Annotated in this window: 17 protein-coding genes; 15 read left to right on the top strand and 2 right to left on the bottom strand. The window is 53.1% G+C overall.

The window, feature by feature from the left end; all coding sequences use genetic code 11:
- Nucleotides 1-20 precede the first annotated feature (20 nt).
- From IB196_RS09890 to IB196_RS09830, 13 genes are all read left to right on the top strand, one after another.
- Nucleotides 21-1,295 (top strand): Glu/Leu/Phe/Val dehydrogenase, encoded by a 1,275-nt coding sequence (locus IB196_RS09890; RefSeq protein WP_005122303.1) that lies wholly within the window; start codon nt 21-23, stop codon nt 1,293-1,295.
- 396 nt (nt 1,296-1,691) lie between these two features.
- The gene (locus IB196_RS09885) at nt 1,692-3,551 is read left to right on the top strand and encodes an STY4199 family HEPN domain-containing protein (RefSeq protein ID WP_182290395.1); all 1,860 of its coding nucleotides are present in this window, start codon (nt 1,692-1,694) and stop codon (nt 3,549-3,551) included.
- A 38-nt stretch (nt 3,552-3,589) separates the two neighbouring features.
- A complete protein-coding gene (locus IB196_RS09880) occupies nt 3,590-5,701 on the top strand; it encodes a hypothetical protein (RefSeq protein WP_182290393.1) in 2,112 nt (703 codons plus the stop codon).
- A 276-nt stretch (nt 5,702-5,977) separates the two neighbouring features.
- Nucleotides 5,978-7,048, top strand: a complete 1,071-nt coding sequence (gene dhaK, locus IB196_RS09875; protein ID WP_005122294.1) for a dihydroxyacetone kinase subunit DhaK — start codon at nt 5,978-5,980, stop codon at nt 7,046-7,048.
- An 11-nt stretch (nt 7,049-7,059) separates the two neighbouring features.
- Complete coding sequence (dhaL, locus tag IB196_RS09870) at nt 7,060-7,692, top strand: dihydroxyacetone kinase subunit DhaL (protein ID WP_188231712.1); 633 nt, start codon at nt 7,060-7,062, stop codon at nt 7,690-7,692.
- A 10-nt stretch (nt 7,693-7,702) separates the two neighbouring features.
- Nucleotides 7,703-9,133, top strand: coding sequence for a dihydroxyacetone kinase phosphoryl donor subunit DhaM (dhaM, locus tag IB196_RS09865; RefSeq protein ID WP_188231668.1), 1,431 nt, complete (start codon nt 7,703-7,705; stop codon nt 9,131-9,133).
- A 172-nt stretch (nt 9,134-9,305) separates the two neighbouring features.
- Complete coding sequence (locus tag IB196_RS09860; RefSeq protein ID WP_040232316.1) at nt 9,306-11,018, top strand: alpha,alpha-trehalase; 1,713 nt, start codon at nt 9,306-9,308, stop codon at nt 11,016-11,018.
- Between the two features lie 208 nt (nt 11,019-11,226).
- A complete protein-coding gene (locus IB196_RS09855; protein WP_040232317.1) occupies nt 11,227-12,249 on the top strand; it encodes an ABC transporter substrate-binding protein in 1,023 nt (340 codons plus the stop codon).
- Nucleotides 12,249-13,235, top strand: a complete 987-nt coding sequence (locus IB196_RS09850; RefSeq protein ID WP_040232319.1) for an iron ABC transporter permease — start codon at nt 12,249-12,251, stop codon at nt 13,233-13,235. Before IB196_RS09855 ends, IB196_RS09850 begins: the two co-directional genes overlap by 1 nt.
- Complete coding sequence (locus IB196_RS09845; RefSeq protein WP_188231669.1) at nt 13,232-13,993, top strand: ABC transporter ATP-binding protein; 762 nt, start codon at nt 13,232-13,234, stop codon at nt 13,991-13,993. The genes IB196_RS09850 and IB196_RS09845 overlap by 4 nt, the downstream gene beginning before the upstream one ends.
- A gap of 9 nt (nt 13,994-14,002) precedes the next feature.
- Nucleotides 14,003-14,815, top strand: a complete 813-nt coding sequence (locus IB196_RS09840) for a class I SAM-dependent methyltransferase (protein WP_005122277.1) — start codon at nt 14,003-14,005, stop codon at nt 14,813-14,815.
- Nucleotides 14,812-15,669, top strand: coding sequence for a ModD protein (gene modD, locus IB196_RS09835; protein ID WP_005122274.1), 858 nt, complete (start codon nt 14,812-14,814; stop codon nt 15,667-15,669). The genes IB196_RS09840 and modD overlap by 4 nt, the downstream gene beginning before the upstream one ends.
- A 23-nt stretch (nt 15,670-15,692) precedes the next feature.
- Complete coding sequence (locus IB196_RS09830) at nt 15,693-17,663, top strand: TonB-dependent receptor (RefSeq protein WP_005122271.1); 1,971 nt, start codon at nt 15,693-15,695, stop codon at nt 17,661-17,663.
- Nucleotides 17,664-17,704: 41 nt separating this feature from the next.
- On the opposite strand, the gene IB196_RS09825 is transcribed toward IB196_RS09830, so the two are convergent.
- On the bottom strand, nt 17,705-17,959 hold the full coding sequence (locus IB196_RS09825; protein WP_005122268.1) for a GlsB/YeaQ/YmgE family stress response membrane protein: 255 nt from the start codon (nt 17,957-17,959) through the stop codon (nt 17,705-17,707).
- A gap of 201 nt (nt 17,960-18,160) precedes the next feature.
- Between IB196_RS09825 and ycgR the strand changes: the two genes are divergently transcribed.
- Entirely contained in the window at nt 18,161-18,895 is a 735-nt protein-coding gene (gene ycgR, locus IB196_RS09820; protein WP_005122265.1) for a flagellar brake protein YcgR, read from the top strand.
- An 11-nt stretch (nt 18,896-18,906) separates the two neighbouring features.
- Here ycgR and emtA read toward each other — a convergent pair whose 3' ends face one another.
- Complete coding sequence (emtA, locus tag IB196_RS09815) at nt 18,907-19,518, bottom strand: membrane-bound lytic murein transglycosylase EmtA (protein WP_040232326.1); 612 nt, start codon at nt 19,516-19,518, stop codon at nt 18,907-18,909.
- A gap of 98 nt (nt 19,519-19,616) precedes the next feature.
- Here emtA and ldcA point away from each other — a divergent pair, with 98 nt between their 5' ends.
- Nucleotides 19,617-20,531 (top strand): muramoyltetrapeptide carboxypeptidase, encoded by a 915-nt coding sequence (gene ldcA / locus IB196_RS09810; protein ID WP_005122260.1) that lies wholly within the window; start codon nt 19,617-19,619, stop codon nt 20,529-20,531.
- The last annotated feature ends 17 nt before the right edge of the window (nt 20,532-20,548 follow it).

Raw genomic sequence — 20,548 nt, 5'->3', positions numbered from 1 at the left:
TTTTATAACTAAGGTTTATCATGGATAAGTTATCTTACGCTTCAGATAGCAGCACATCTGCCTGGAATACCTACCTGCAACAAATCGAGCGTGTGGCCCCTTACCTGGGCGAACTTTCCCATTGGGTGGATACCCTGCGCCACCCGAAACGCGCGCTGATTGTCGATATTCCGGTGCAGATGGATGACGGCACTATTCGCCATTTTGAAGGATATCGTGTACAGCACAACCTCTCCCGCGGCCCGGGAAAAGGCGGTGTGCGTTATCATCCTGATGTTGATCTTAATGAAGTGATGGCCCTTTCCGCCTGGATGACCATCAAATGTGCCGCACTGAACCTGCCGTACGGCGGAGCCAAAGGTGGTGTTCGCGTCGACCCATTCTCGCTGTCTGAAGGTGAACTGGAGCGTTTGACCCGCCGCTATACCAGCGAAATCGGCATTATCATCGGGCCGCAAAAAGATATTCCTGCGCCGGATGTCGGCACCAACGGCAAAGTGATGGCATGGATGATGGATACCTACTCCATGAACCACGGCACCACCGTAACCAGCGTGGTCACCGGTAAACCTATCCACCTTGGCGGTTCGTTGGGTCGTGATAAAGCAACGGGTCGTGGCGTGTTCGTCAGCGGTCTGGAAGTGGCTCGTCGTGCCAACATCGACGTTGAAGGCGCGCGCGTAGCGGTACAAGGCTTTGGTAATGTCGGCAGTGAGGCGGCTCGCCTGTTCGCCAGTGCTGGCGCACGCGTCGTTGCCATTCAGGATCATACTGCCACCCTGTTTAACACCACCGGGATCGACATGACCGCGTTGACCGCCTGGCAGTTGGAGCACAAACAGATTGCCGGTTTCCCGGGGGCAGAAACTATCGCCAGCGAAGCCTTCTGGAGCGTAGAGATGGATATCCTGATCCCTGCTGCACTGGAAGGACAGATTACCCGTCAGCGTGCAGAAATACTGACCTGCAAACTGGTGCTTGAGGGCGCTAACGGCCCAACTTACCCGGATGCCGATGATATGCTGGCAAGCCGCGGTATCATCGTGGTACCTGACGTCGTATGTAACGCAGGTGGCGTCACCGTCAGCTACTTCGAATGGGTTCAGGACATGGCCAGCTTCTTCTGGAGCGAAGAAGAGATCAACAATCGCATGGATAAAATCATGACCGATGCGATGGTTCATGTGTGGGAGAAAGCGGCGGAGAAATCCTGCTCATTGCGCACTGCTGCCTATATTGTGGCCTGCGAGCGTATCCTGCTGGCACGTAAAGACCGTGGTATTTATCCGGGATAATACGACTGCAGATACGTCAACGTTTTTGACCGACGATAAACGCCAGTCGTGAGTTACGCCAATAATGCGGCATTATGTGTGGCATTATTGGCGCGTAGTCGCCTGATTAATCCGCCCCGCTTTCTGCGTTTTACTTACCTAATATCTGCGTATTTTGTTAGCCAATAAACATTAAATCTCATCGCAGCAACCATAATTTGCGTTAAGAACCCATAGCAACGCATTATTGGCCGCAATGTCTACTACCAATATTACGCCCGCCATATATATTGACGAACTGATTAAAAATCCCGAATAATTGTCGAATTATGGCATTCTGGCTGCAGGGAAAGTTGCCTGACACTGTGCGATTAGATCGGGCCGGGAAAACTCAGCGAATAACCACGTGAGAATATAATGGTCGATCATTCATCTGCTTCTGAGCACAACGATTTTACTCGTTGCCTGTCTCTTTTCGACAGCGCATTTCCACAAATCTTATCCCTGCTGGGTATGCCAGCCCCCACGCAACTCTCGCCTGATACGTTTTATGATTCACTTGATCGAGCCCGGGAGAAATTGGGCAACTGGAACAGTGTAGCGGCCCGCTTTAACTATAACGAGCAGGAAATGGCGAGCTTTCTTGCGGCACTACGAACCTTGAACAAATGGCTCGGCAGAAATACGCATGGCCAGCCTGCCGACAGAAATCTGACCATTGCCGCGTTGCGTTTTTTGTGGCAGCTCGAATATTTGCGAGAAAAACAGCCTCAATTAACTTATTCAACGACGCTGCATAACGAAGGCGAAGAAAAGCAGTTACGTAGTTTGCAGCAGGTACGGGCATTAGAGCTAACCATTCGTAGTTTAATTAATGAAGCGTACAATAACCAACAAGCTCTACTTGAGCACCTAAACAAATTATTTGGTCCGGAACGTGTCAAAAAATGGCTGAACGTTGCCGATCGTGATGACGTATTGAGCGGTACCCTTTTCAGTGAACTCGCCTCACTGTTTATTGATAAAGACGAATATCCCATCCACTATTCTCCACTTTATCAATATACCCCGTTGCTCAGCTTTGTTAACGATAAACGTCGAACACTGAATACCTTTCTTGACGATATTCGCGTAATTCGCAACCGTCTGGCGCATCATAAGCGGGTCACCTCCGTCCAAACAACATTGGTGAATTACTATTACCGAGAAATTACTGAGCCGGTACAGGAGGCCTTCGATGAAGGCCGGGTAAAAGTTAACCCTGATCGCTTTTTTGATGACAGCAATGCTGAAGTTGCTCGCTATTTCGAACGGACCAGCCAAAAAATTGACGATCTCGGTGGCGACGTTCAGGGAATAAAAGATGATCTGGTGGCTCAGGCTCAGGATATTGACGTAATCAAAACGGGTACGAACATCATTCGCAAGCGAGTAGCCTGGGTGCTGGGCGGTATCGTTGTCCTTATTGTTGGCTCGGTACTGACTTTCGGCACCTCAACCAAGACGCTGGTGAATACGGAGTCCATCCGTAGCGATCTCGGGGAAGTGGGTAAAACGGTTGCCGGTGCGAAAAAAGAAACCAGTAACGATCCGCGTAAAGAACTGGCGAATATCGGCATTGCCTGGGATGAAAAAAATCTTCGCGCCGCTATTGACCGCGGTGATACCCAGGTTGTCAACCTGTTTCTTGCCGGAGGCATGCGCTGGAAACTGTATTATGCCGAAGCCGCATTACAGGAAGATCGCGAGGAAACGTTGAATGCCCTATTACAATCAGCATCGTTGATGGATGAAAAAAACGGTTGCCTCAGAATGGCCGGTAAATTACGTCAGCCAGCGAACCACAATGGCACGCTGACCCCCATACAGATTCGTTATTTAAAAACATTCTGTTCTTCTGTCAAGGATGTTCAGGGTATTAAAGCGGAACTGGATAGAGCGCTTAATTTTGAGAAAGCCCAGAAGAAAGCTTACGATGAAGAAATGGCCAAAAATGAACCTGCGGGTCGCTGTGAACGCCGTCTGATGGCCGATAATGCGCGTGACTTACTGGCTGACGCGGCGCAGTTTTCACTGCTAAGACCTACCACCTATTCACTCCACGATGTGTTATTGAAAGAACTGAATACGCGTCTGATGTTCGGCACACTCAACGGGGCAGAGTTAAAAAGTCTGGTTAAGAACTACTGCGTAAAACAAGAAAACCATGAACCCAATATTGCGATTGACGATAACTGGAGTCGCTCGCAACGGGTCATTTATAACGTCGTCAAATAATGAGCGATACAACAACGCATTCATCGGAAGAGAATTATATGTTCGCATTCAACAATGCATGGCTGCAGTTTACTTTCGAGTTCAATCCGTCGCAGCGTGATGCACCGGCTGGCAGCCTGCTGATCGGATTGGGCGACGGGAATGATACTGAAAGCCAAAAGGGTGTCGCGCTCAATAACAAAGGATACCGTGCAGGTCACTACAATTCGGTGAGTAAGCTGGTGGCAAATGCCGACGATCGTCAATGGACTATATGGCGCAGTAAACTCTCAAGTGTCCAGGGAATACAACGAATCGTTATCGAAGATTTCTCTCTGGATACCTGTTTTACGCTGTTGCTGTTTTTGAACCATCTTGATGCTGCTGGTTCGCTGTCGCTATCAACACACCCGTGGCTGGAATACGTCGCCGCATGGGAAAGCGGTATTTATCTGGACGGGGATGATACGACGCGTTCTGCCGCGTGCTTGTTATCCGCACTCGCGCATAGCAGCCTGTACGAGCAATCCATGGATGATACTGACGTTGTTCGCCGCAACATGCTGGCCTGCCTGCGTCTGTTGAGCGATATGATAATAGCCAACCCAGACCCCACCGCAGGCATTTTGCCCATGCACACGCAATGTTATGCAAGTGCGGTCGCAAGTCTGGCGTATGAGCAACAGATTTACCAACACGTTATCAAGCGTTCGGTGACCTGCCAGCTCCTGCTGGACCTCGGCACAGGCCGGCGGCAAACGGTGGTTGATGCGCTGTTTATCACCGAAACGCACCCTTCCGGGATGCTGAAAATTCTTGCGCGCTGCGATAAAGAACGCAGTTGGACGCACAATGGATTTGGGCTGCTGGCCATTTATCGCCCACGAGAAGTGGGCACGGGCAATGATATCGTTATTTCGCTCAACCCCATTCAGGGGACACGCCTTGATGCCCTGTGGTCAGCTCTGGAACAGCGTGAAGATGCGGCCTGGCAAGGGTTACGCCCGCACGATACTCCGCGTTTTCTCGAAAGCTATCGCCTGGCCGGAGGCGATAAATTAATCCCAGGAGCACCGAACCAACCCTGGTACGACGATCAAGGCAGAATGACGCTAATTGCGGCACCGAAGCAACTTGCGCCAGGAGAGCCCGGCTCGAAACTGACCTGGCAAAAAGACGTTTTGCCCGCAATCTGGGATAATTATTTTACCCGTTACCTTGATAACGCCATTGTGCCAATAGCTTTACCCGAACCTGATTGCCGCACAAAGGGTAAATGCATTCGTGTCTATCAGCATCGTATCCCGGAGGGAGGTGATATTACGATCGTCCCGCTGATGCGTATGATCGACACCCCCACCTTCCATGCCTGGCTGGCAGCACAGAGCGATAGCACGCGCGTCATCCGGAGTCCTGCGGATCTGCCCCCCGCCAGCGAGTACAGCAGCCAGTGGTACAGCAATATTCTGGTCGTCGCTCACCGTCATGGCGTCACATTCTTCTGTCGCGAAGAAGAGGATAAACATCTGGCGATACTGATTAAAGCGGCCAATTCAGTAGCGAATGTCAGCTATGAATATGAAAATTTTCTGGCGAACTCTGCCCAACAGATTGAACAGTGGCTCAAAGATCTGCTCGAATCGCAGCAAATGCACAACCGAAAGGGAAAAATTCGTCGTCTATCTGACTGGTCCGAAATGATGCTGGAAACCAAAGCCCGGGCGCTAAAAGCCATAAATAAAGGTGCTTTGGTCGGCAACGATGCCCTGCATAACCAGCTGAGTGACGATCTCTCGCGGCAGTGGGGATTGTCTGAGCAACGCCAGGAACTCATGGCGCAAATAGAGCAATTGGATCAGCTCATGCGCCAGGCAATTAGTCAGCGTCAGGAAAAACGCCAACGTATTTACGGCGCACTGTTTTCCGCTTTAGCTCTCGGCGCGGCGGCTAACCATATTTGGGAACCGATTAAAGAGATAAAAACAACAAACCTTTATGAATGGCAACTCATGCTATTCAAAGAGCAGCCAGCCCCGGCAATGGACAAATTACAGGCGATTGCTGCGGATGCCGCACGATATGAAGTCTATACCCTGGCTATTCTGCTAATTTTTGGTTTTATTGGTTTTATCTTGTTCTGGTTTTTCGATTTTAATGGCAAGGAAGAGTAAGGAATAACGTTTTATTCACGATGCCGTCAGCATAAACCTTGCCGCATCTCTCACTTCCGCTGTTTTATGCACCAATACGTTTCAATACGGAACATTACCAGATACTAATGTTCCGTATTGAAACGCCAATCACATCAATTTTCTTTTGACTACCCGTGTGCAAAATTACCTTATCGGCAGCGAGAGGTCGCCGTGGCGCTGTACAAACCGATACCCTACATCAGATGTCTGCCTGATATGTGCAGCCATCTCAGGACTGTCTGCGGAGCATAAACAATGAAAAAATTGATCAACCGTGTTGAAGACGTACTGAACGAACAACTCGCCGGGCTGGCAAAAGCCTATCCTTCTCTGGCACTGCATCAGGACCCGGTGTATGTCACTCGCGCGGATGCGCCAGTGATGGGCAAAGTGGCGCTGCTTTCCGGTGGTGGTAGCGGCCATGAGCCAATGCACTGCGGCTACATTGGTCAGGGTATGCTCTCCGGTGCCTGTCCGGGTGAAATTTTCACCTCGCCAACGCCGGATAAAATGTTTGAATGCGCCATGCAAATTGACGGCGGCGAAGGCGTACTGCTGGTAATCAAAAATTACACCGGCGACATTCTTAACTTCGAAACGGCAGCCGAGCTATTGCATGAAAGCGGCGTCAAAGTCACCACGATGGTCGTGGATGATGACGTGGCGGTGAAAGACAGTCTGTATACCGCTGGTCGTCGCGGTGTGGCAAATACGGTATTGATTGAAAAACTGGTCGGTGCGGCCGCAGAACGCGGTGACTCACTGGATGCCTGCGCGGCGTTGGGGCGCCAGTTGAACAATCAGGGTCATTCCATCGGGATTGCCATTGGTGCCTGTACCGTTCCGGCGGCCGGTCAACCGTCATTCACCCTGCAGGACAATGAAATGGAGTTTGGCGTCGGTATCCACGGCGAACCCGGCATTGACCGCCGTCCATTCTCTTCGCTTGATCAAACTGTGGATGAAATGTTTGATACCCTGCTGGAAAACGGCAATTACAGTCGTACGCTGCGTCACTGGGATCACCTTCAGGGCGCATGGCAGGAAGGAAAAGAAAGCAAACGCGCGTTACAAAGCGGCGATCGCGTTATTGCGCTGGTCAATAATCTCGGTGCGACACCGCTGTCTGAACTCTTCGGCGTGTATAACCGCCTTGAAAGCCGTTGCCAGGATGCCGGCATTATCATCGAACGTAACCTGATTGGCTCTTACTGCACCTCTCTGGACATGACCGGTTTCTCAATCACCCTGCTACAAGTGGATGACGAAACGCTGAGCTTATGGGATGCACCGGTTCACACCCCTGCACTCAACTGGGGTAAATAAGGAGATTCATGATGTCCCTCACCAGAACACAAATTGTTAACTGGCTCTATCGCTGCGGCGAAATATTCACCACCGAAAGCGATTTTCTTACCGGCCTTGACCGGGAAATCGGCGATGCCGACCACGGTCTGAATATGCACCGCGGCTTCAGTAAAGTGGTCGAAAAGCTCCCGTCCATTGCGGATAAAGACATCGGTTTTATTTTGAAAAATACCGGGATGGTACTGCTCTCAAGCATCGGTGGTGCCAGTGGCCCGCTGTTCGGCACCTTTTTCATCCGCGCCGCGCAGGTCACTCAGGCCCATCAAAGCCTGACGGTTGACGAGTTGTATCAGATGATGCGTGATGGCGCGGAAGGTGTCATTAGTCGTGGTAAAGCCGAACCCGGTGACAAAACCATGTGCGACGTTTGGGTGCCTGTCGTCGAATCTTTGCGCCAGTCCAGCGAGCAAAAGCTGAGCGTACAGGCTGCTCTGGAGGCGGCAAGCGCCCAGGCAGAAGCCGCAGCGCAAAGCACCATCACGATGCAGGCGCGCAAAGGCCGCGCCAGCTACCTTGGTGAGCGCAGCATTGGGCATCAGGATCCCGGCGCAACGTCCGTTATGTTTATGATGCAAATGTTGGCTCAGGCTTCCAGAGAGTAAGGATAAAACGATGGTAAACCTGGTTATTGTGTCTCACAGCGCCCAACTGGGCGAAGGCGTCGGTGCGTTAGCCCGACAGATGTTAATGGGTGATGGTTGTAAACTCGCTATTGCCGCAGGCATTGACGATCCTGAGAACCCCATTGGCACCGACCCCATCAAAGTGATGGAGGCCATTGAGTCAGTGGCAGACACGGATCACGTGCTGGTGATGATGGATATTGGCAGCGCGCTACTGAGTGCGGAAACCGCGTTGGATCTACTCGATCCGGCGATCGCCGCCAAGGTGCGTCTGTGCGCTGCCCCGCTGGTTGAAGGTACGCTGGCGGCAACCGTCAGTGCTGCGGCGGGCGCTGATATCGATCGGGTCATCAATGATGCCATGAATGCCCTCGACGCCAAGCGTGAGCAACTGGGTTTACCTTCGTCGTCTGTCGCGAAGACAGCACCCGCTGAATTGTCACCCGACGCCGATGCCCGTTCGGTTGCCGTGACCGTAAAAAACCCCAACGGTATACATGTTCGCCCGGCATCGAGGCTGGTCTCCACATTGTCTGGCTTTAATGCCGACATGTGGCTGGAAAAAAACGGTAAGTGCGTCGTCCCTGACAGCCTGAATCAGATAGCACTGCTGCAGGTGCGCTGTAATGACACGCTGCGCCTGATTGCTAAAGGTGAACAGGCGGACGCGGCGCTGGCTGCGTTTAAACAGCTGGCGGCTGAGAATTTTGGCGAGTCCGTCGAAGAAGCACGCGCTGAAAGCATCGCAGTACCGGTGCCAGCGCTGGCAACGGGTACGGCATTTTGCCATACGCCGTTCTCACCGCAAGTCACCCATCGCCCCACCGCGGATGTGCAGGACGAGCAGCAGCGGCTAAAAGCGGCCATTCAACGCACACTCGACGACCTGAGTGATTTAACCGCGCTGGCAGAGGAGAAGTATTCCGCTGATATCGCCGCCATTTTCTCTGGTCATCACACGCTGCTCGACGATCCTGAGCTTTTCGATATGGCCTGTGATTTGATGCGCGAAGAGCAGTGTAGCGCAGCATATGCCTGGCATAACGTACTGCGCGATCTGAGTCAGCAGTATCTGCAACTCGACGATCCTTATTTACAGGCGCGATACATTGATATTGAGGATTTGCTGTCCCGTACGCTGCAACATTTGACCGGCGAAAGTGCCCGTATCCCCGCGTCTATTCGACCGACCATTCTGGTCGCCGATGTCATCTATCCGTCTACCGTGCTGCAACTCGACCCGCTCACGATCAAAGGGATCTGCCTGCGCGCCGGTAGCGAAGCCTCCCACTCGGCGATTATCGCCCGCGAGATGGGTTTGTGCTGGGTATGCCAACAAGGCGCAACCCTCGATGCTATCAAGATGGGTGACGCTCTGACTCTGGACGGTATAGCAAATCGGGTGATCCTCGCTGGCTGATACCCACAGCCCACCCTTTATCTGTAAAAGGTGGGCTATTTCACTCCCCCCGACAGGAAATGTCTGTTTAATCGCAAAATGGGGGGCCGATCACGCGCAACGGTCGATCCTGAACTAAGGTTTTCTCATGGTAAATGCCGCAACTTCGGCACGCCGCTAAGGAGATTAACCGATGATAACACCCGCAATTCGCCACCCTGGCCTGCTCTCAGTGGCGATAAAACTGACGCTCGCAAGCACCTTTTTTGCTCTGGCCTCTTTTACTGCGCACGCTGAGGATTCACCTGCCGCTACGCCTTCTCCTCCTGATATTCTGCTTGGCCCGCTGTTCAATGATGTACAGACAGCAAAGCTATTTCCCGATCAGAAAACCTTTGCCGACGCAGTGCCCAATAGCGATCCGCTAATGATCCTTGCCGATTATCGGATGCAGAAAAATCAGTCCGGCTTTGATTTACGCCATTTTGTGGAAGTGAATTTTACGTTGCCAAAAGAGGGTGAGAAATACGTGCCCCCGGCCGGACAATCACTCCGCGAGCATATTGACGGACTGTGGCCGGTACTCACTCGCTCAACCACCGATGTCGAAAAATGGGACTCTCTGCTGCCGCTACCAGAACCCTATGTCGTGCCGGGCGGGCGTTTTCGTGAAATTTATTACTGGGATAGCTATTTTACCATGCTGGGGCTTGCCGAGAGCAATCGCTGGGACAAGATCTCTGATATGGTAGCCAACTTCGCGTATGAGATTGATTCGTGGGGGCACATTCCTAACGGCAACCGAAGCTACTACCTGAGTCGTTCGCAGCCACCGTTCTTTGCCTTTATGGTTGAACTGCTGGCGCAGCATGACGGTAACGACGCGCTGAAAAAATACCTTCCACAGATGCAAAGAGAGTACAGCTACTGGATGGAAGGAGGCGAAACACTTCAGCCCGGTCAACAGCATAAACGTGTGGTCAAACTGGCTGATGGCACCCTTTTAAACCGCTACTGGGATGACCGCGATACGCCAAGACCTGAATCCTGGGTTGAGGATATTGCCACCGCGAAAAGCAATCCGAACCGCCCTGCCACTGAAATTTATCGCGACCTGCGCTCAGCCGCCGCATCCGGCTGGGACTTTAGTTCACGCTGGATGGATAACCCTAATCAGCTAAGTACCCTGCGCACCACCAGCATCGTGCCTGTCGATCTCAATGCATTGTTATACAAGATGGAGAAAATGATCGCTCTCGCCAGCAAAGCCGCAGGTGACGATGCCAAAGCAGCGCAGTACGAGGGCTTTGCCAATGCCCGCCAAAAAGGGATTGAAACCTGGTTGTGGAATGACAAAGAAGGCTGGTATGCCGACTATGATCTGAAGAGCCACAAAGTCCGTAATCAGTTAACTGCCGCCGCGCTGTTCCCCTTATTTGTGAATGCGGCGGCAAAAGATCGCGCCGGTAAGGTAGCCGCAGCTACTCAGGCGCATTTGTTGCAACCTGGCGGCCTTGCAACCACGTCGGTGAAAAGCGGCCAGCAGTGGGATGCGCCCAACGGCTGGGCACCGTTACAGTGGGTCGCCGCATCGGGATTACAGAACTATGGCCAAAATGATGTCGCCATGGATGTCACCTGGCGATTCCTCACCAATGTGCAGCACACTTACGATCGTGAGAAAAAACTGGTTGAGAAGTATGACGTGAGCAGTACCGGAACCGGCGGCGGTGGCGGCGAATACCCGCTACAGGATGGTTTCGGCTGGACCAACGGCGTAACGTTAAAAATGCTCGATCTGATATGCGCTAAAGATAACCCCTGCGACAACGTACCGGCAACGCGCCCCGCCCCCGCCAGTAACACGCCTTCCGAGGCCAAAAAGCAGACTCAACCGACGTCCTAATCTTCTTCTGGTGTCTTCAGCGTCCTCTAAATCCGCGCCTTGTCGCGGATTTTTTGGTGCCATATATCTCCATTTCAGGTGTATCCATTGCATCTAGCCCTTATGGGGTAGCCCCTGTTTTCATCCGTGTGAAATTGATTCTGAACATGTTTTTATTCGCTGTATATGTAAATATATAGCGATTTTATCACTGTTCAGGATCAACATAATGCCACTGACAAGAAGGATGTTCGCCCAACTCGTGGCATCTGCGCTGCTGTTACGCCATCTCCCTGCTTTGGCTCAAACCCCGCTGACCGTTACTGTGGGTTCACCGCCGTCACCCGAGGCAATCCAGCGCGTCGTCAGTGCCGGAGCACCTGCCGATATGCTATTGCTGGCTGTCGCACCGGAAAAACTGGTGGGATTTTCATCATTTGATTTTTCTCACCAGGCCGCAGTGCCATTCCATCATGACATTTTGGCGTTACCGAAATTGGGAAGAATGGCAGGACGCGCCAGCACCCTGCCACTGGAGGCCTTGTTAGCGCTGAAACCCGATCTGGTGGTGGACTGCGGCAATGCTGATGAAACCTGGCTTTCCCAAGCCCGACAGGTCAACGCGCAAACGCGCGTTCCGTGGCTGCTGATTAACGGCGAGCTCCGACAAACCCCGGCGCAACTGCAAGCTGCAGGGGCCGTGCTGGGTACGGCAACACGAGCCCTGGCGCAGGCCGCACTGGCCCGTCGATTTATTGATGACGCAGATGCGTTTTCGCACTCCCCCGCAGCAAAACTGCGCTTTTATGCCGCGCGCGGTGCCAGAGGACTGGAAACCGGTTTGCAGGGTTCACTGCATACCGAAGCACCAGAGTTACTGGGATTACACAATGTTGCGCAAATTCCGGGACGACATGGATTGACCCAGGTATCCATGGAAAATCTGTTGAGCTGGCAGCCCGATATTATTCTGGTTCAGGATGCAGTCACCGCACAGTACCTGCGAGAAGATCCCGTCTGGCAAGGAGTTAAAGCCGTTGCTGAGCAACGAATTCTGTTTCTCAGCGGACTGCCGTTTGGCTGGCTGGACGCTCCGCCGGGCATCAACCGGCTGCTGGGATTACGTCGCCTGCATGCCTGGCTTGACCCCAAAATTGAAACCCACTTTAAGACCGATATGCAGCGCTACGCAGAGTTGTTCTGGCACACTTCATTAAGCGATGCACAGTTTCAGCAGCTGGTGACACTCTGATGAGAATGACAACGCTGAGTGTCCTGATGATCGTAGCCATTGCCGTGTGTGTCATCGTCGCAACGGTTTCAGGTGCATACCGCCTGGATGTCCAGCAGGTGATGAACCTCATTGCTGGCCATCCAGACGTGCCACCCGAGGACAAAATCGTCTTCTGGCAGATTCGATTGCCGCGCATTCTGGCCGCATTGCTGCTGGGTGCGGCACTGGCGGGTGCAGGGACCACTTATCAGGGTATGTTCCGTAACCCACTGGTGTCGCCGGATATTCTCGGCGTGGCGGCCGGGGCGGGTTTAGGGGCCTGTACCGCCATCCTGCTGGGTTTACCGATCTTGTTTATTCAACTGTATGCATTTGTCGGCGGCCTGTTCGTGGTGGCGGGCGTGTGGCTCATCACCCAGCGGGTAAAACGCCACGATCCGGTACTCACCCTTGTACTGGTCGGCATTGCGCTGGGTACGCTGTGCGGCGCAGGGATTTCGCTCATTAAAACGCTGGCTGACCCGTATACCCAGCTACCGTCGATTACCTTCTGGCTACTCGGTGGTCTGTCGACCATCACCGCTCATGACCTGTGGTTGTCCGTACCGCCGATCGTGGCCGGTTTGGTACCGCTGTTGCTGCTACGCTGGCGTATGAATTTGCTCACCCTCTCGGATGATGAAGCCCGTTCTCTGGGCATCAACGTATCCCGGCTACGGCTCTGGCTGATTATCTGCGCCACGCTTATCACCGCCTGTACTGTGGCGATTGCCGGTATTATTGGCTGGATTGGGCTGGTGGTGCCACACATTGGCAGACTGCTTTGTGGGAACAACCACCAACGGCTACTGCCTGTTTCAATGGGGATCGGCGCTATTTTACTGCTGCTGACAGATACCCTTGCCCGCACCCTGAGCAGCACGGAAATCCCGCTGGGGATCCTGACCGCGTTTATTGGTGCCCCCTTCTTCCTGTTACTTCTGCTCCGGGGAGGCCGACAATGACGCTGCTGACCGTACAACATGCGTCTCTCGGCTACCATTCCCGACACCCTGTATTACGCGATGTCTCGTTTAGCGTCGCGCCAGGGTCAATTTGTTGCCTGATTGGCGCCAATGGCAGCGGGAAAACCACCCTGATGCGTACCATTCTTGGCGTTCTTCAACCGCTTGCTGGCCAGATTACGCTTGATGGTATTGCGGTGAATCATCTCAGCGACCGTGAACGCGCCGCCGCCATCGCCTGGGTTCCTCAGGCACATGACGGTGCGTTTGCCTTCACGGCTCTGGACATGGTGATGATGGGACTGGCCCCGCAAATGGCGGCATTTGCCGTTCCCGGCGTCAAAGAACGCGACATCGCCCTTGAACAACTGGACGTGTTGGCAATCCCGCATCTCGCGCTCCGGCGCTGGAACACTCTCAGCGGTGGCGAACGTCAACTGGTGTTAATTGTCCGTGCGCTGGCACAACGTCCACGTCTTTTACTGCTGGATGAACCTGCTTCCAGCCTCGATTTTGGTCACCAGATTCGTCTGCTCGACACCCTGGTCACGCTAAAAAATTCTGGCATGGCGCTGCTGATGTCGACCCACCATCCGTTGCATGCGCGCGCCATTGCCGACAGCGTGGTGCGCGTCGAGCCAGACTGTCTGGTGTCACAGGGGGAGCCTGAACACCAACTGGCTGCTGAACGTCTGGCCACGCTGTATCGGGTCACGCCCTCACAAATAGCCCATCACCTCTTTGGCTCACACGATTAAGGAATCACGATGCTCATTGACGACATTGATTTTGCTGACCTCTACCGCAAACAGTTACTTCTGGCGAAGCGAACCGAGAAAAAACCAGAACACTGGGACAAACGCGCGGAAAAAATGGCAGAGAATTGCGCCTCATTAACCGACAGCTACCTGCTCCAGTTATTGAGCAAGATTGACCTGAAAGGTGCTGAATCACTGTTTGATATGGGTTGCGGCCCCGGAACGGTTGCGCTGGCGCTGGCCAAAAAAATGCCAATTGTTTACGGCGTAGACTACAGCCAGGGAATGCTGAGCGTTGCCGCTCGCCGTGCCGGGCAGATGGGCGTGCGCCACGTGCAGTGGGTGCAGCGCGCATGGGAAGCGCACTGGGACGACTTGCCTCAATGTGATATTGCCGTTGCCTCACGTTCGACGCTGGTTGCCGATATGCGCCAGGCCATGACCAAACTGAATAATCAGGCACGGTTACGGGTTTACACCACCCATCTCGTCAGTTCCTCATTTGTATCGCCCACGATTCAGCGCGCGTTAGGGCGCGAGGTGATTGAGCTTCCCAACTATATCTATGCACTGAATGTTTTGTATCAGATGGGCATTCACGCACATGTTGATTTTATCCGTGGACCAAACTGTCAGCAGGACAACAGCACCTGGACACATTTTCTGGAGAACGTACGCTGGAGCATGGGGGAACTGAGCACAGACGAAATTGAGCGTCTGGATCACTGGTATCATCAACAGGACCCCGGCACCATTGCGCCCGCCAGTCGCGACTGGGCGCTTATCTGGTGGGACAGCGTACCGCGGGAGGCGCTGCAATGATCTACTTCTCACAGGCGCAAGTCGATGCGCTGCTGCTGGAGGATATTCAGGGCGGCGATTTAACAACCCGCGCGTTAGGTATCGGCGCACAGCCAGGAAATATGGGTTTTTATCACTGCCAGGGCGGGTGTGTAAGCGGAACCACTGTTGCCAGACAAATGCTGACATCACTGGGTTTGACCGTTACCGACCTTGTGCCCGATGGCGAACGGGCGCGTACCGGACAGTTACTTCTACGGGCGCACGGTAACGCGGCGGCACTACACCAGGGCTGGAAAGCGGTACAGAACGTGCTGGAGTGGAGTTGCGGTGTCTCACGCTATCTCGACGATATGCTAAGCATCCTGCGTCAGCGCTATCCTGATGGCCAGATTGCCTGCACCCGCAAAACTATCCCTGGCACCCGTATGCTGGCTACCCAGGCGATCCTTGCTGCCGGAGGCATTATCCACCGGGGCGGGTGCGCCGAAACCGTTCTGCTGTTTGCGAATCATCGCCGCTTTCTTGCCGATCCGAAAGACTGGGCCGCGGCAATCGCGCAACTACGCGCCCATGCGCCAGAAAAAAAGATTGTGGTCGAAGCAGATACCCCCGATGAGGCACTGGACGCGCTACATGCTGCCCCTGATGTACTGCAACTCGATAAGTTTACCCCTGAGCAGGCAGCAGGCATCGCTCGCCTGGCACCTTCTCTGGCTCCCCATTGCACGCTGGCGCTGACTGGCGGCATTACCCTCGCCTCACTGGCGAGTTATCTCGACTGTGGCATCAGACTCTTTATCACCTCCGCACCTTACTACGCCCCACCGGCGGATATCAAAGTTAGCCTGAGCCCGGACGCCCACGGCGTATAACATTTATAAATGGACTATAAATAATGAATTTCAACAAAAGTTGTCTTTACACAGCCCTGTCGTTTGCTTTCGCGCAAGGTGCTTTTGCTGGGCAGGAAAGCGAAACCATGACCGTCTGGTCTAGTCCGGCCTCCGCCGCCACCACTACGGTTCTCGGCCAGGAAACGATGCAGCAACTGGATAAACAAAACGTGGCACAGGCGCTAAGCGTCGTTCCCGGCGTCGTGCTGCAAAAATCCGGTAACCGTAATGAGCAACAAGTGAAGGTCCGCGGTTTTGACAGCCGTCAGATCCCGGTCTTTTTCGACGGTGTTCCGGTGTACATCCCCTACGATGGCAACCTTGATTTAGGTCGTTTTCTGACGTCCGATATCGCCTCTGTCGAGGTCTCTAAAGGCTACTCATCCTTGCTACAGGGGCCGAACCAGATGGGTGGCGCTATCAACATCACGACCAAAAAGCCCACCAAACCGATTGAGGGCTCTCTAGGGTATCGTCAGGGCTGGAGCCGTAGCAAAGACAATGCCCATGATATACACGCGTCGTTCGGTGCCAGCAACGATCTCGGATATATCCAGCTCAGTGGTAGCCAGCTAAAACAGGATTTCCTCGGATTACCTCATGGTGTTGATAACCCGGTAGCGGGCAGCAATGGCAAGATTACCAACTCGTCAGCCGATGATAAACGCGGCATCGTGAAACTGGGATTCACGCCGCGCGGCGATGATGAGTATGTTCTGACCTACATTAATCAGGACGGCGAAAAAGATAACCCGCCATATGCCGGGACCAGCAGCCAGAAATCACGTTACTGGCAATGGCCGCAATATGATAAAGAAAGTTATTACTATCAGGGCACCACGCATTTGGGCGATCGCTTTACATTGAAAAGCCGTCTGTATCGCGACACCTTTGAAAATACACTGATGATGTACAATTCCCTTGCCGATCTGAAAAATAAGAAAGGCAGCTACAGCCATTATTCTGACTATAGCGACGGTGCAGGTTTGCAGCTTTCCGCTGATATGCGGGAAAACGACCTGCTCTCTTTCGCCGTGAACTGGAAAGACGATGTTCATCGCGAAAAAGGGGCTCCGAATGCCGCTTATGACCGCTACGAAGATCGCACCTGGTCTGTCGCCAGTGAATATCAGTGGGCGGCTGCGGATAATGTCGATGTGGTGGCGGGTATCAGCTACGACTGGCGTGACAGCGTAGAGGGGATGAAGCACGAGAAAAACGGTAGCGTTACCCATTATGATGACAACGACCAGTCCGCCTTTAACTGGCAGGTAATGACCAAATATCACTTTGAAAATTCTGACACATTAGCGCTGTCCTACTCTGACAGAACGCGCTTCCCCACACTGAAAGAGCGCTACACCACGTCAAAACCGGCTTATAACCAGATAGCGCTGGTCAACCCGCAGCTAAAACCGGAACGCGCCCGCAGCGTCGATCTCACGTGGAGCGGTTCGTTCACCCAGGACTGGGGATTCGAAGCCAGCGTGTATTACAACCGCATTACCGATGCGATTCTGTCGCACAATATTGATGCCGACACGATTCAGAACCAAAACAGTGGTCGGGTGGATTACACCGGCCTGGATGCAGGCGTCAAAGGTAAGGTCTTTGACATGTTGGATGTGGGGCTGAGCTACGGTCTTATCCATGCTGACGTTAAACGCAGCGACATTGGTAAAATTACCGATCTGCCGACACAAACTCTCACCGCCTGGATGACGCTGAAACCGTGGGATCCACTCAGCATTACACTATCCGAAGAAGCCCGCTCTTCAAGCTATAGCAATTCTGATGGCTCACAAAAAGCGGCCGGGTTCGCCATTACCCACCTCCGTGCAGATTACACCATCGGACATGGCTTTAGCGTTAACGCTTCGGTCAACAACCTGTTTGATACACAGTACGTCTACAGCGAAGGATTTATTGAGGAGGGGCGTAATTACTGGGCGGGGATTGAATACCAGTTCTGACTAAACTACGCAGAGAAACGGCCCCCGCAGGGGCCGTTCGATTAATCTCGTCGTACCAGTCGGAAAACCCCCAGTACCACAATCGCGCCGACCACGGCCACCAGGAAGCTGTGGAGATTAAACCCACTGACATCGCCGCCGATACCAAACATCGTTGCCAGCCACCCACCGACCACAGCACCGACAATACCGAGAATGCAGGTCAGAATAAATCCGCCGCCATCACGCCCCGGCATAATCAGCTTGGCGATAACCCCCGCAATCAGACCAAAAATAACCCAGGCAATAATTCCCATTTTCAGGCCCTCTTTCCAGTGAACGCATACGCAAGACATTCCTGCGCCAGCACGTTAAGTATAGGCAAACCATCGCTACCTGCTGTTTGCACTCAGACTTAATTCATTGGCTGGGGTAAAAAATTTCATCCATTTGTATTAAGTTCCGTCTCGCGATGCCGATAACCCAACGATAAGCCAGGTATCCAGGAGTCATTAGGTGTGAGTAACTACAATGAGCAGTTCCTGAAGCAAAACCCGCTCGCAGTATTAGGGGTACTCCGGGACTTAAATTCACAACAGGTTCCACTGCGTATCTCCTGGTCAGGAGGTCAGTTCATCAGCAAAATTCTTGCTGTCAGCCCGGACGAATTGATCATGGATTTTGGCAGTCAGGAATATGAAAACCAGGCCGTGCAACGCGCCAGCCAGATCTCAATTATCGCCGAAACGCAGGGTGCCAAGGTGGAGTTTACCCTCCCGCAACTGACAAAAGGCGAGTACCAACGATTGCCAGCCTTTGTCTCATCGTTGCCACCTTCGCTGTGGTTCGTCCAGCGCCGGGAATACTTTCGCATCGGTGCGCCGTTGCACCCACCCTATCACTGCAAGGCGAAAATGCCGGACAACAGTCTCCTGCATTTTCGCTTATTCGATTTGTCTCTTGGCGGCATGGGCGCGCTATTAGAAGGAGCAGCACCGGAGGGGCTGGTCGAAGGTATGCGCTTCTCGCAGGTTGAACTGAATATGGAACAATGGGGCGTGTACCACGTTGATGCCCAACTCATCTCGATTACCGAGCGAAAAGTGATCGACGGGAAAAATGAGACCATCACCACTCCCCGCCTGAGCTTTCGTTTTCTCAACGTCGGCCCGGCGGTGGAGCGGAATTTACAGCGGATTATTTTTTCACTTGAGCGCGAGGCTCGGGAAAAATCGAATAAAGTGCGCGAGTAATATCACGCGCGTTACATCGCATCCAGCGCTCGCTGAAGTTTCCAGATATAACGTGGAGCCTGCGGCGCAGGATGGTTATCGACAACATGCTCAAAAAACTCATCCGCACTCAGATCGTTGATTTTGCTGATGGCTTTTTTCCTGTCAGAGGAGAACGTCCGCAGCAGCGCCCCGGCACCGTTCGCGTATGACACCACCAGCGCATATTGCATCACCTGTGGGTCTTCAATTCCCGCCAGCGGGCCGGTTTCAAGAATGCTCAGATACGCCGCCCCCATGGAGATATTGCGCTCTGGATTTTTCAGCTCACTGGTCGACGGCTCACCGCTCCATCCCATGCGACGATAAACATCCCGCCCGGAGGTGGAGGCTTTAAGCTGCATCAGACCGATGGCATTAGATTTACTGACTGCATTGGGGTTACCCCCTGATTCAATAGCGATAATCGCCGTAATCAATTGTGGGCTAACGCCCCAGGCGGCACCGGCTTTTTCACTGATAGGCATCCATTGCATCGCGCGTTTAACCGGAACTTCTGCATTCCATGGCGGATTTTTGTAATCCTGTTTTGAACTACAGCCCGCAAGTATTACAACCAAAAAAGCAAACCATCTCAATTTCACGTCATCTATCCTTATAGCCGGAACCTGTCGCTGAGGTGACAACGACATACCTACGCGGCATGATATACATTTGGTTTTAGTTGTAGCAAGGAAATGCCATGTCCCGGTTTCACTTAATTGCCCCGTCGGGCTACTGTATCAACCAGCAGGCAGCATTACGTGGGCTTGCGCGTCTTACTGAGGCCGGTCATCAGGTCGATAACACTGCCGTCATTTCTCGCCGTTGTCAGCGTTTTGCCGGTACCGAAGCCGAGCGTCTGGCGGATGTGAACTCACTCGTTGAGCTAAAAACGCCTGATACCATTGTGATGGCGGTACGCGGCGGCTACGGCGCGAGCCGTTTGCTGGCAGATATTGACTGGCAGGCGTTGGCGGCCCGTCAGCAACAAAACCCGTTGCTGCTGTGTGGACACAGCGATTTTACGGCCATTCAGTGTGGTCTGCTGGCGCAGGGTAATGTGATTAGTTTCAGCGGCCCGATGCTGGCGGCTAACTTCGGTGCCGGGGAAATGAACGCCTTTACCGAGCACCATTTTTGGCAGGCTTTGCGCAATGCCGAATTTACCCTCGACTGGCAAGGGCATGGCCCGGATTGCGCGACCGAAGGCACGCTGTGGGGCGGAAATCTGGCAATGCTCATTTCGCTGATGGGGACGCCGTGGATGCCCGCCATTGAGAACGGTATTCTGGTGCTGGAAGACATCAACGAGCACCCGTTTCGCATCGAGCGCATGCTGCTGCAACTTTATCATGCTGGGATCCTCGCCCGCCAGAACGCCATCATTCTCGGCAGTTTTAGCGGTAGTGCGCCTAATGACTATGATGCCGGTTACAGTCTTGATTCAGTCTGTGCGTTTTTGCGTGCCAAATTATCCGTTCCACTGTTAAGCGGTCTCGATTTTGGCCATGAACAACGCACCGTCACCTTACCTTTAGGGGCCCAGGCCGTGCTGAAAAATGATAAAAACGGCAGTCAACTCACAATCTCCGGTCATCCGGTGCTTAAATTGTAAAAAAAGCCTGTCTCAGG

The sequence above is a fragment of the Citrobacter sp. C6_1 genome (assembly GCF_014596835.2).
In the GTDB taxonomy this organism is placed as follows: Bacteria; Pseudomonadota; Gammaproteobacteria; order Enterobacterales; family Enterobacteriaceae; genus Citrobacter; species Citrobacter pasteurii.
Note: the sequence above shows the minus strand (reverse complement) of the source record. Positions and strands in the feature narration are given on the sequence as shown.